Below are 12,044 nucleotides of genomic sequence, written 5' to 3' on the forward strand. Positions count from 1 at the left end.
ATCCAATGACTCAGTCCATCTGGAGCAAATTGTTCACCGCGCTGCGAGGCGGTGCCAATGAAGTCGGCGAATCGATCGTCGATCAACAGGCCCTGCGCATCCTCGACCAGGAAATTCGCGACGCCGACACCGCGCTGGCCAACGCCAAGCGCGAGCTGGTCACGATCATGGCCAAGCACAAGCTGGCGACCGATCGCGTCGGCGAGTACAACGCCAAGATCAAGGACCTGGAAGCCAAGGCCCTGGCCGCGATACAGGCCAACCGCGAGGATCTGGCACTGGAGGTGGCCGAAGCCATTTCGACCCTGACCAACGAACTGGACGCCGAGCAAAAGCACGCAACCGAATTCGGCGGTTACGCGGAAAACATGCGCAAGGACATCACCAAGGCCGAAAGCCGCATCAAGAGCCTGCGTCAGCAAGTGGACATGGCCAAGGCCCGGGAAAGCGTGCAGAAGGCCCAGGTCAGTGCTTCGATTGCCAGCGGCGGCGCCAATGGCAAGCTGGAAACAGCGGTCGGTACACTCAATCGCCTGCAAGCCAAGCAACAGCAGCGGGCCGCTGAACTGCAAGCCCAGGACGAACTGGCCGAGGCTTCGACCGGCTCCGACCTGGAGCGCAAGCTGCGTGACGCCGGCATCACGCCGAACGAAGGCAGCGCCAACGCGATCCTGGAACGCCTGAAGAAAAAATCGGCTGAGTGATCGGTACACGTTGTCCTGAGTGAACCCGTGGCGAGGGAGCTTGCTCCCGCTGGACTGCGCAGCAGTCCCATTCTTTGGGGGCCGCTTCGCGCCCCAGCGGGAGCAAGCTCCCTCGCCACAAGGACTGTGCTCGGCCTGCCTGCTCGTCGGATTTATTGTCACCAAGGTACTTCTATCCAGGCCGCACAACAGGTTTAATGCTGTCCGGCCACTACGCTCGAGCACCCAACTGCCCGCGCGATTATCCCGCCAGGAACGAAGCCCCACGGAGTCAGGGACGAAATGTCGATTTTCCTTCTGTTGCGCGCGTACGCTTCGTCGTTCTTCCATCGATTCGGCTGGGCCGGCCTGGCCATTGCGCTGGGCGTGCACCTGTCCACGGCCTGGATCGGCCTGGTATTGCTGGGCGAGCAGCACCTTATCGCCGCCGCCACGTTCACCTACTTCTATCTCACCACCACGCTCACCGTCGGCTATGGCGATCTCGCGCCGCAGACTGCGGCGGGACGGGTGTTCGTGGCTACCTGGGTGATGCTCGGGGGCATTGCGCTGCTGACGGCAGCCATCGGCAAAACCACCAGCAGCGTCATCGATGTATGGAGAAAAGGCATGAAAGGCAAAGGCGATTTCACCGGCCAGGTCGGCCATACGGTTCTCATCGGGTGGGAGGGCGCCTCCAGCGAGCGGGTCATTGAATTATTGCTGCAGGACGAAACGTCCAATGACAACCTGATCGTCATCTGCGATTGCGATCTCGAAGAAAACCCCATGCCCGGCAAGGCCTCGTTCATCAAGGGCGACAGCCTGTCCTCGGTCGCCCTGTTACAGCGCGCCGGCGTACCCGGCGCCGAGCGCGTGCTGGTGCGAACCCATTCCGACGACCTGACCCTGGCCACGGTGCTGGCGGTCAATCGGCTGGGGCCCGTCGGGCATGTGGTCGCCCACTTCAATGACAGCGAAATTGCCGCCCTCGCCAGCGCCTATGCGCCGAGCCTGGAATGCACCTCCAGCATGGCCATCGAAATGCTCGTGCGGGCCTCCCAGGACCCGGGCTCGTCAGTGGTCATCAATGAATTGCTCTGTGTCGGCGAAGGCGCCACCCAATACCTGATGAAATTGCCCGATGCGTTTGAAGCGACGTTCGGCGACCTCTACGGCCGAATGAAAGAGCAGCACAACGCTACGCTGATCGGCTACCGCGCCAAGGGTGCCCGACACCCATCGATCAATCCGCCTGGCACCACGCGCATCGCGGGTGGAGAACTCTTCTACATCGCGTCCGCGCGGCTCAAGGAAATTGCCCATGGGGTGGTTTAAACAGTTGATGGGGCTTGAGGCCCCGAACGCGAACAAGACAGCCAGCCATGACTCGCCCGTCAGCGGTCCGCTGGGCCTGGCCTCCGGCAAGCAGGTCATGTTCGATGCCACGCTCAAGTTGTTGCTCGACGGCAACAGCACCGTGGTCATCCCCGGCTCCCAACAGATCTGGAGCCTGGGCATCGTCGACCTCGGGCAGTCGAACTGGCTGTCGCGCTGCTACATGAACGACGAAGACTACTGGCTGCAAGTTCACACCAGCGGCGACGTCGCCGGGCAGGTCGAGTCGGTGATCCTGTTCAATTACCTCAGCTACGTCACGATCAACAGCGAAGCGGAGTTGCGTCGGCTGGCTGGCCCGGAAAGCCTGATCGGCCTGCCGACCTACACCCACGACGGTGTCGAATACACCCGTGAATGGGGCTCCGAAGCTGGCCAGACAGAGCTGGTGGCGTTGAGCGAGCGCGTGAGCAATCCGCAAGAATCCTACAGCGTCGAGCACCGCTCGATGCTGTACGCCCGCGACACCGGCCTGACCGATCGCCGGGAATTCCTGCTGTTCTCTGTCGAAGAGGACGCCGAAGGCACTGTCAGCCTGAGCACTTCGCTGGGTATTTCGCTGTACACCACTGACCTGAACACTCTTTGAATAAGGAAGAATTCCATGCTTGAAGCGCTCTCCATTTCCCTGAACAAGGCTGCCGTGTTCGGCTTCGTCCTGTACATCCTCGGCGCTGCCGTGCTGTTCGCGCTGTTTCAGTTCATCTACATCCACGTCACGCCGCACAAAGAGTTCGAACTGATCCGCTCGGGCAACGTGGCCGCGGCGATCGCCCTGAGCGGTGCCCTGGTTGGTTTCGCCATTCCGGCGAGCAACGTGATCGCCTACTCGATCAGCCTGCTGGATTTCGTCGTCTGGGCGGTGATCGCCGCAGCCGTCCAGTTGCTGGCCTTCCTGGTGACCAGCCTGGTGCTCAAGGGCGCTTCCGCGCGTATCAAGAACGGTGAGATCGCCGCCGGTATTTACATCGCCGCCGTGGCCATCAGCGTCGGCATGCTGAACGCCGCGTGCATGACGCCTTCCACGAACTGATTGCGCCACGGAGATCCCGATGAAACGAAGCAAGTACGTCCAGCTTTCGCTGGCTGCGTCGGTCGCCCTGGCGATATCCGGTTGCGGGCCAACGGAAAAAACCTACAAGTTGCAAAAGAAGTACAACTTCCAGTCCGTCCAGCAATGTGTCGATGAAAAGCTGCCAGTGGACATTTGCGCCGACGCCTACATGACCGCCATGGCCGAGCATCGTCGCATCGCGCCGACGTACGCCAGCCAGGCCGATTGCGATGCCGACTTCGTCCCCGATTGGTGCCAGCAGGACTCGTCCGGCCAGTTCATTCCCAAGCTGGGCGGTTTCGAGCTGAGCGCCGATGGCGAAGTCACCCAATCCCAGGTCGACGCCGCCAGGGCCCAATTGCCCGCTTCGGAAGCAAACGTCGGTGGTTCAGGCTTCGGCAACCTGCTGACGGGCATGCTGATCGGCAACATGTTGAGCAGCAACCGCAACAGCTATTACTCCGAGCCGGTCTACCGTTACCGCGATGATCGCGGCAGCTTCGGGTCCTCGACCCTCAGCCAGCGTGTCTCCAGGGGCTCGACTTTTACCAAGTCCAACCAGGCGCGGTACGGCAGCTACACCGACACCATCAAGACCAGCAAGCCGATGTCCGTTGCTTCCTCCACGTCTCGCGGTGGTTTCGGCAGCAGTTCCAGCGCCCGCAGCGGTTGGGGCGGATCGAGCAGCTCCGGCGGTTGAGGAACCAGCACCATGAAGAAGATCCAGTGCGCAGAACGTCCTGACTGGAAACAGACGGCCGAGCAGCTCGGCTTTCTGTTCCACACCATCGACGACGAGCCCTATTGGGACGAAAGCGCGTACTACCAGTTCAGCCTCAAGCAGATCGAGGATGACCTGGAAGACCCGACGACCGAGATCCATGAGATGTGCATGGACCTTGTGGCCCGCGTGGTCCAGAGCGAAGAATTGCTGGAGCGCCTGAGCATTCCCGCGCCGTTCTTCGACCTGGTTCGCACTTCATGGCTTGAAGGCCACCCGCACCTGTACGGGCGTATGGATTTCTCCTACAACGGCAGCGGCCCCGCCAAGCTGCTGGAGCTCAACTACGACACGCCGACCAGCCTCTACGAGGCGGCGGCGTTCCAGTGGGGCTGGCTGGAGCAATGCATCGAGCGCGGCGTGCTGCCGGCCCATGCCGACCAGTTCAACAGCATCGATACCAAGCTGCACCAGGCCTTTGTCCAGTTGCAGCTCAAGGAACCGTTTTATTTCGCCTCGATGAAAGGTTCGGTGGAAGACAAGGGCACCACGGACTACTTGCGCCTGATTGCGGAAAAAGTCGGCATCGAATCGCGGCACATCGATATCGAAGACATCGGCCTCAACAGTGACGGGCGTTTCGTCGACCTGGAGGAGCGCTGGATTCCACACCTGTTCAAGCTGCACGCCTGGGAGTTCATCTTCCACGAGCCGTTTGGCGCTGCGATTGCCCAATGCGATACGCAGTTTTTCGAGCCGGCCTGGAAGTCGATCATCTCCAACAAGGGCATTCTGCCGCTGCTGTGGGAATTCAACAAAGGCCACCCGAACCTGCTCGCGGCCCACCTGGATACCGACACGAGCAAAGCCGTGCCCAAGGGCTGGGTGCGCAAGCCGTTCTTTTCCCGGGAAGGCGCCAATATCGAGCTGCAGACTGCTGACGGTTTGATCGTCAAGGAAGATGGCCCTTATACCGACGCACCGTTCATCCTCCAGGAATTCGCGCCATTGCCACGCTTTGGCGACAGCTACACCCTGATCGGCTCCTGGGTCATCGGCGACCAGGCGGCCGGCATCGGCGTGCGCGAAGACAACAGCCTGATCACCAAGGATTCCAGCCGGTTCCTGCCGCATCTGATTCTCGACTGATTACCTGCACACAACTTTGGGCCAAGCGTTGCACCCCTATGGGAGCGAGCTCCCATAGGGGTGTGCGGTATGTCAGTTATCTCAAGTCCACCAGTACCGAACCAGATGAAAGAAGATCGGTGCGGCGAAGCACACCGAATCCAAGCGGTCGAGCATGCCGCCGTGGCCTTCGATCATGTGCCCCCAATCCTTGACGCCTCGGTCGCGCTTGATCGCCGACATGACGATGCCGCCGGCAAACCCCAGCAGGTTGATCAGCAAGGCAATGAGGAACGACTGCCATGGGTTGAACGGGGTGATCCACCACAACGCGCCGCCAATCAGCGAGGCCAGGAAAATGCCACCGACAAAGCCCTCGACGGTTTTCGACGGTGACAGGTTCGGTGCGATCTTGTGCTTGCCGAACAACTTGCCGCACACGTACTGCAACACATCCGACAGTTGCACCACGATTACCAGATAGGCGATCAAGAGCAGGTTGCGCCCTTCGAAACCGGCAATGTCCAAGGTCAGCAACGCCGGTACAAAGGAGATGCAGAACACCGCGATCATCAAGCCCCACTGGACTTTGGAGGCGCGTTCCAGGAAGTGCGTGCTGTCGCCGCCAAGGGACGCGAGGATCGGCAGCAGCAGGAACACGTACACCGGAATGAAGATCGAAAACAGCCCGTACCAGTCGTAATAGATCAGCAAGTATTGCAGCGGCAGCGCCAGGTAGAACGCCGCCACCAAGGCTGGGTAATCGCTGCGCCGGGTGGGCGTCAGTGTGAGAAATTCCCGCAGCGCGTAGAACGACACGGCGTAGAACAACAGGATCACCGCCGCGTTGCCCAGCCAGAACGCGATGCCGATCACCAGCACCATGATCCACCAGGCATTGATCCGCGCATTGAGGTTCTCGATGACCGAGTTCGGTGCGCCTTTGGTCCGCAGCTTGAGAATGAAACCGACCAGCGAAGCCAGCAGCAGAATCGCGCCGATCCCGCCAAACAACATCAGGGTATATCGATCCATGTCAGACGTGCTCCGGGGCCAGCGCCAGCAGTGCGGCGCGGCTGCGTTCAAGGAATTGCTCTTTGCTTTCGCCTTCTTCGATGCACAGCGGCGCGCCGAAACTGGTGGTGCACAGCAGCGGCAAGGGCAATACGCGGCCCTTGGGCATGACGCGGTTGAGGTTGGCGATCCACACCGGGATCACCTCGACCTCGGGGTGGCTTTTCATCAGGTGGTAGATCCCGCTCTTGAACGGCAGCAGGCCTTCATCCGGGTTACGCGTGCCCTCGGGGAAGATGATCAGCGAGTCGCCGTTCTCCAGCGCATCGAGCATTGGCTGCAATGGGCTGTAGGAAGGGTCCTTGCGCTCGCGATCCACCAGCACGCCGTTGAACACCCGGTTGATGATGTAGCGGCGCATCGGGCTGGTTTGCCAATAGTCGGCGCCAGCGACGGGCCGAGTCAGTTTGCGCAGCGCCGGCGGTAGCGAGGCCCAGAGCAGCACGAAGTCGCCGTGGCTGCTGTGGTTGGCGAAATAGATCCGCTGCACCGGCGTGGGCGCGCAGCCGAGCCACAGGCTGCGAGCACCGGTGACCATCCGCGCGGCGGAGGTGATGAGGTTGGCGACCACGGGTTCGAACATGAGGATTCCTTGTCCTGAGAAACATAAATATCTGCACAACGCTTACTGGCCGGAATACATCACTGTGGCGAGGGGATAAATCCCCTCGCCACAAAAGCCATTCAATTGCTGTTTCAAACACCCAGACCCGAGTAGACCAGCCAGGGACTCGCCAGTACGAAGCTCACCGTCAACAGCGCTTGCGTCGCCACCAGCCAGGCTTGGCGGCGAAGCAGGCGCATGGAACCGTGGCTGCGCTCGGGCCATGACCGCCCGCCACGCTCGACCGGTTGCAGGCCGAGGTTGGCGAGGGCGGCGTCCAGCGCCTGGGTGCGTTCGGTCAGCGGCTTGTCGGCATCCGCGACGATCTGAAACAGATCGGCATCAAAGGCCACGCGAAACGCCAGATATTTTTCCTGCAGGCCGAGGACGAACACGCCGAAGCTCAGCAACAGCAGCCATGGATCGATGCTGCCCACCAGCCATTGGCCCAGGCCGATCAGCGCCGCGAGCAAGGTCAGTCCGGTGGAGAGCTGGTCAAGCGAATGACCGCGGCGCAGCAGGCTCGCCACGGTGTGCAGTTCCATGTCACTGCTCATGACCATGCCCCGAATCCCTTGGATAGTTGCTCCAACGCCTGGCGATGGGCTGGGTGCAACACGATACCCGGCCGGGCTTGGCGAATCTGGGCGATGGCCGCGTCGACACTGTCGGCGCGACCGCTGTCCAGCAACCACGCCGCCGCGGCGGTGGCACTGCGCGAATAACCCAGGGCGCAGCAGACCAGGACCGGCCCGTGCTGACGCAGTTGCTCAATCATCTGCGCCGCGTTCAGGCACTGCTCGGCGGTCGGTGCGCTGAGGTCGAGCACCGGCAAGGTGCGATAGGCGATGGCTGAGCTGTCCATGGACAGTTCCGCGCAAAGGTCGAGCACGGCGTTGAACGAGTGGTCCCGCAGTTCTGCCGACGTAGGAATCCGACCGAGCCAGACGCCATCCTCTACCTGATCCGGCTGCGGATGTTTGCGCGTCCACACGCGGGAGTTGATCCACGCCGCCGCCAGATAGGGCGCCAGCAACCAGCGCACCGCCGGGCTCAGCCGGCCATCTTCACGCTTCTGGAAGCCACTGGCGCCAAACGCCAGGTAATTCAACGCCACCATGAGCACCGCGACCGCCGGCCAGATCAGCCAGAGCCACGCGCCGCCGAAGGCGAACGCCAACGTGAAGAGCACTGCGGCGCCCACGCCATAACGCAAGGCCAGTCGCAGGCGCGCCGGGTCGCGCGTCAGGCGTGCACTTTGCAGTGGACTCGGTCGGTCCAGCGGCCACAGCCAGACGCACAACCAACCGGCCAACGCACCGGTGGGCACGTCGACAAAATGGTGTTGGTAAGTGGTCAGTACCGACACGCCAATCAAGGCGAACCAGCCGTGCATCAACCAGCGCCAGAAGCCTTGCAGATGACGTTGATAGCAGACCCAGAGCACCACCAGCAGCGCGATGTGCAGGGACGGCGCCTGGTTGAACGGCTTGTCGAAGCCGGCCAGCACGTCGAACATCCAGCCGAACACCCCGTCCATTTCCGGCCGCGCAAAGGTGAACGTCAGCGGCCAGAGCAGGAAGCAACTGACGGCTATCACCTGAGCCGTGAGCAGGCGCAGGGCGTGGCGCTTGAGTTCGTCGCGGCTGTTGGGCAGCAGCAGGGACAGGCCGTACAACAAGTCGATCGACCAGTACGGCACGATGGTCCAGGCCAGGAACGGCATGTGGCTTTCCCAAGCGAACACCAGCGTGCCGACATCGTCACGCTGGGACGTTACCCAGGTGGCGAAGCCGTAGGTGCTGAAGAACAGCGGTGCCAGCAACAGCAGCCAGAGCACCGCCGGTTTCAGCAGCGCGGGTTCGCGGACCGGAGCAATGACCGCGCTCATTACTGGACTCGCTGAGCCAGCGAAACGCTGAAGATGCCCCACTCATCGACCCGCAGGGTGATCTTGCGGAAACCCGCCGCCTCAACCAGCTGGTCCATTTCCGCTTGAGTGCGCCGACGCATCACCCAGGCCTGGCCAGCGCGGTGGCTGGTCAGGGCGCGCGCGATCAATTCCAGCTGCGGGTGCCACGGCTGGCCGGTGTAGACCAGGAAACCACCGGGCTCGACCGCTTCGGCCAGGCCGGCCAGAGAGCCCGCGACCATCTGGTTATCGGCGAACAACTCATACAGGCCCGACACCACGGCGAGGGTCGGCTTGGGTTCCAGGGCTGCGAGATCCTGACGGTCGAAGGCATCGCCTTTGACGAATCGAGCGATATCGCCCAAACCTTTTTCAACGATCAGCGCACTGCCGTCGCGCACGTTGATGTCGCTGTAGTCGCGCAGCAGGATCGACTCCGGCAACGGGTTGACGCCTTGCAGCGCCTCGAGAATGTAACGGCCGTGTCCGGCGGCGATGTCGACGATGCGCACTTCGCGGTCCTGCTCGCGCAATTTGCCCATCGCCAGGCGCAGCAATTCTTCGACGTGCAACTTGCGTTGGCGAATGCCACGCCAGCCGATGGAGTTCAGGTAGTTCTGGTCGATCATCTTGCCCAGCGCAGACGTGCCGGTGGGCCGGTTGCGATAGACGTAATCCAGGGTACTGCCGGAGTCGAATCCGGTGTCGAAGCCCAGCTTTACCCCGGCGGACAACTTGCTGCCAAAACGCATGCTGGCGCGGGTCATGCGCCAGTAAAGATCGCGCAACGAGTTGTGGGGCAACGGCGTGGCCAGGGTTTCGGCTTCGGCGCAGGTCACGCCCAGGCGATCGGCGTCCAGCAGGGAAGGGCGCTCCAGCGGTCGGGCAAAATTTTGCAGGATGAAGCGTCGGGCACTGGCAATCGCCGGTGCGCGATTTTTCTCGCCGAGGGTGTCGTGGAAGAAACCCGGCAGGATGTGTTTTTCCTTTTGCAGGCTGCCCAGCCGCTCGAAGAACTGCTCCTGGGGTTTGCGATGCACCACAAAGTCGGAACCGGAGATCAACAGCTGCGTCGGCACCTGGATTGCCTGCGCGTCGGCGACAACCCGATCGGCGGCTTCGTACAGGCCCAGTAGCACATTCACCGAAATGGCCTTGGTGATCAGCGGATCGCTGTCGTAGGACGCCACCCGCTCCGGGTCATGACTGAGGAACTTCGCCTTGACGTAGCTGTTGACGAAAAAGTTGCCACGGAACTTGCGCATCAATGCCAGGCCCGGACGGGCAAACGGCACGTAGAGCTTGACCTTGAAGGCCGGCGACGCCAGCACCAGCGAGCGAATGCGCGGTGCGTAATCGTGGACCCAGGTGGATGCGATCACCGCACCGACGCTTTGCGCCACTACGGCGATGTTCTGTTCGTCGATCTGGTGCGTTGCGCCGATGTGGTCACAAAAGGTCTGCACATCCCGCGCGCTGGTGGCAAAACTCGGGCTGTCGCCGCGTTCGCCAGGCGACTGGCCGTGGCCGCGTGCGTCCCAGGCGAAAAACTCGAACCCGGGCAGATCCAGCTCATCCACCAGATGCGCGATGCGCCCGGAGTGTTCATGGCCGCGGTGAAACAACAACACAGCCTGACGGGGTTCACCCGTCGCGGCCTCGACAGCCGGCCAGTGCCGGTAGAACAACTCCACGCCATCGTGGGTGGTGAACGTCAGTTCCTGGGCTTCGCGCATTGCAACTTCCTTATGCTGAGGGAGCGTTTTCCGACACCTGGCTCAGGCCATGACGGACCCGATTGACCAAGGTATAAACCAGCAGGGCGGCAACCACCGCCATCACACCATCAACCCACAGCGCCCCAAGCCAACCCAGGGCAATACCGGTCGCGAGCACGCCGAACACAAAGGCGCGATCACTCTTGCCCATCGGCCCGTCATAACGCCGCGAAGCCCCGACCATCGCCCCCAGCACGCCGGCGTATTCGCTGAACAACGCCAACAGCGTGACCAACAACACGAGCAGCAGGCTGGTATCGGCAAACAAGGCAAAAGGCAGGATCAAGGCAGCGTCGGCGATGATATCGCATAGCTCATTGAGGTACGCGCCCAGATTCGATTGCTGACCAAACTCCCGCGCCAGCATGCCATCCACCGCGTTCAAGGCCATGCGCAGAAACATCCACACAGGTACCAGGATAAAAACCCACGGATGACTGGCGAACCACGCAATTACCGCCCCCACCAACACCGACACAGCACCCGCCAGAAGCGTGACCTGATTGGCGGTGACACCCTTGTTGTAAAGACGTTGGACGGTGGGGCGAAGCAAATTCTGGAAGGCGGGTTTGAGTTGATAAATGGAAGGCATTTGAAATGGGATCTCGGCCGGATTCGGGGCAGGGCTTGTGCAGATGCGAGATTACGATAGGTTGAGGCGTTGCAGGTGGGTATTTACTGGGAATGCGCGCGGGTAGGCATCTGCGCGGGTGTTTGCGCTGGAAAACCGACTACAAAAGGACTGCTGAAATGCTGCGAGTGGATTGGCTCATCAACCACATGGATAAATGCAACCTGATGGCCGAGTGGCTTTATCGAGAGTTCAACTATGAATTTGCGCAGCAGTCGCTCGCCAGTTGGCAGGAAGAGTTTGCAGCGGGGCAACGCGATGGCCGCTGGAAATGCCTGATCGCCCTGGAACACGACCAGTTGTTGGGCGGCGCCTCGCTGGCGGGAGACGATCTACCTGAGCGCCCCGACCTCGGCCCTTGGCTTGCTTGCGTCTTCACCAGCCCGAATGCCCGCCGCAGGGGGCTCGCGGCGCAGTTGATCGACGGCATCTGTAGCCATGCGAAAGAGGCAGGCTATACCACCTTGTTCCTGCACACCCACAGCCAACGGGACTATTACGCCAGGCAGGGCTGGGAAGTGCTGGAGCGCTTCGAGGCTTGGGGCAAGGAGCAATGGCTCATGGGACGGTGTTTATGATTCTTTATAAGCGCTAGCCCCCAGCACGCAGCGGCCCGCCGACCGGGACGTACTCGACCGGGGCATCCCCGGACAACGTTTCGATGGGGTCTTCGGTGTAGCCGAAGCCTTCCTCCTTCAGATTGATCGAATGCACGCTGTGCTCACGGGCGGTGTGGTCGGTGAGTTTGGTGAACAGGCGGTGATCGGCGGGTTGGGTGAAGCGATCGCCGGGGTGGAGTTGGGCGAAGGTCAGGGTGGGGTGGTTCATGACGGGGCGCTCCGAGTGATACGTGGTCTCTCTGGGATTGAGGGGCGCGTTGGGATTGGGTTCCGTTTTTGCACAATCGAACGCGATGATCGGTTTGGAGTGGGCATCTGGATTTAGGCGCTCCCTTGTGGGAGCGAGCTTGCTCGCGATGGCGGCGTATCAGCCAGAGTCAATTCAACTGATCTGACCCCCGTGGCAAGGTTGGTAACATTTTCGTGTTGATCAGTTCAGAG

14 protein-coding genes are annotated in these 12,044 nt (G+C 61.5%); 7 read left to right on the forward strand and 7 right to left on the reverse strand.

Translation table 11 applies throughout. From position 1 onward, the window contains the following. The first annotated feature begins 5 nt into the window (after nt 1-5). From J3P89_RS03110 to J3P89_RS03135, 6 genes are all read left to right on the forward strand, one after another. The gene (locus tag J3P89_RS03110) at nt 6-704 is read left to right on the forward strand and encodes a PspA/IM30 family protein (RefSeq protein WP_434601949.1); all 699 of its coding nucleotides are present in this window, start codon (nt 6-8) and stop codon (nt 702-704) included. A gap of 282 nt (nt 705-986) precedes the next feature. Beyond that, a complete protein-coding gene (locus J3P89_RS03115; protein ID WP_434571554.1) occupies nt 987-2,021 on the forward strand; it encodes an ion channel in 1,035 nt (344 codons plus the stop codon). Further along, entirely contained in the window at nt 2,008-2,670 is a 663-nt protein-coding gene (locus tag J3P89_RS03120) for a DUF2491 family protein (protein WP_434696690.1), read from the forward strand. Before J3P89_RS03115 ends, J3P89_RS03120 begins: the two co-directional genes overlap by 14 nt. Nucleotides 2,671-2,685: 15 nt before the next feature. Next, the gene (locus tag J3P89_RS03125; RefSeq protein WP_434571556.1) at nt 2,686-3,114 is read left to right on the forward strand and encodes a DUF350 domain-containing protein; all 429 of its coding nucleotides are present in this window, start codon (nt 2,686-2,688) and stop codon (nt 3,112-3,114) included. Nucleotides 3,115-3,133: 19 nt separating this feature from the next. Then, entirely contained in the window at nt 3,134-3,835 is a 702-nt protein-coding gene (locus J3P89_RS03130; protein WP_434571557.1) for a DUF1190 domain-containing protein, read from the forward strand. A gap of 12 nt (nt 3,836-3,847) precedes the next feature. Continuing rightward, complete coding sequence (locus tag J3P89_RS03135) at nt 3,848-5,005, forward strand: glutathionylspermidine synthase family protein (RefSeq protein WP_434696692.1); 1,158 nt, start codon at nt 3,848-3,850, stop codon at nt 5,003-5,005. Nucleotides 5,006-5,086: 81 nt separating this feature from the next. Here J3P89_RS03135 and J3P89_RS03140 read toward each other — a convergent pair whose 3' ends face one another. From J3P89_RS03140 to J3P89_RS03165, 6 genes are all read right to left on the reverse strand, one after another. After that, nucleotides 5,087-6,019 carry a phosphatidate cytidylyltransferase gene (locus J3P89_RS03140; RefSeq protein WP_135847378.1) on the reverse strand — a complete coding sequence of 311 codons (933 nt, stop codon included), beginning with the start codon at nt 6,017-6,019 and terminating at the stop codon, nt 5,087-5,089. 1 nt (nt 6,020) lies between these two features. Next, a complete protein-coding gene (locus J3P89_RS03145; protein WP_434571559.1) occupies nt 6,021-6,641 on the reverse strand; it encodes a lysophospholipid acyltransferase family protein in 621 nt (206 codons plus the stop codon). Nucleotides 6,642-6,754: 113 nt separating this feature from the next. Further along, entirely contained in the window at nt 6,755-7,219 is a 465-nt protein-coding gene (locus J3P89_RS03150) for a hypothetical protein (RefSeq protein WP_434697945.1), read from the reverse strand. Beyond that, nucleotides 7,216-8,553: a phosphatase PAP2/dual specificity phosphatase family protein gene (locus J3P89_RS03155; protein ID WP_434696693.1), complete on the reverse strand. Its 1,338-nt coding sequence runs from the start codon at nt 8,551-8,553 to the stop codon at nt 7,216-7,218. Before J3P89_RS03155 ends, J3P89_RS03150 begins: the two co-directional genes overlap by 4 nt. After that, nucleotides 8,553-10,310: a bifunctional alpha/beta hydrolase/class I SAM-dependent methyltransferase gene (locus J3P89_RS03160; protein ID WP_434696694.1), complete on the reverse strand. Its 1,758-nt coding sequence runs from the start codon at nt 10,308-10,310 to the stop codon at nt 8,553-8,555. Before J3P89_RS03160 ends, J3P89_RS03155 begins: the two co-directional genes overlap by 1 nt. Before the next feature lie 10 nt (nt 10,311-10,320). Beyond that, nucleotides 10,321-10,944 (reverse strand): CDP-alcohol phosphatidyltransferase family protein, encoded by a 624-nt coding sequence (locus tag J3P89_RS03165; protein WP_434571567.1) that lies wholly within the window; start codon nt 10,942-10,944, stop codon nt 10,321-10,323. 158 nt (nt 10,945-11,102) lie between these two features. Between J3P89_RS03165 and J3P89_RS03170 the strand changes: the two genes are divergently transcribed. Beyond that, nucleotides 11,103-11,561, forward strand: coding sequence for a GNAT family N-acetyltransferase (locus J3P89_RS03170; RefSeq protein ID WP_434696695.1), 459 nt, complete (start codon nt 11,103-11,105; stop codon nt 11,559-11,561). A 13-nt stretch (nt 11,562-11,574) separates the two neighbouring features. Here J3P89_RS03170 and J3P89_RS03175 read toward each other — a convergent pair whose 3' ends face one another. Beyond that, nucleotides 11,575-11,811, reverse strand: coding sequence for a hypothetical protein (locus tag J3P89_RS03175; protein WP_434571568.1), 237 nt, complete (start codon nt 11,809-11,811; stop codon nt 11,575-11,577). Nucleotides 11,812-12,044: the final 233 nt, after the last annotated feature.

The organism is Pseudomonas sp. Z1-14 (assembly GCF_051132005.1).
In the GTDB taxonomy this organism is placed as follows: domain Bacteria; phylum Pseudomonadota; class Gammaproteobacteria; order Pseudomonadales; family Pseudomonadaceae; genus Aquipseudomonas.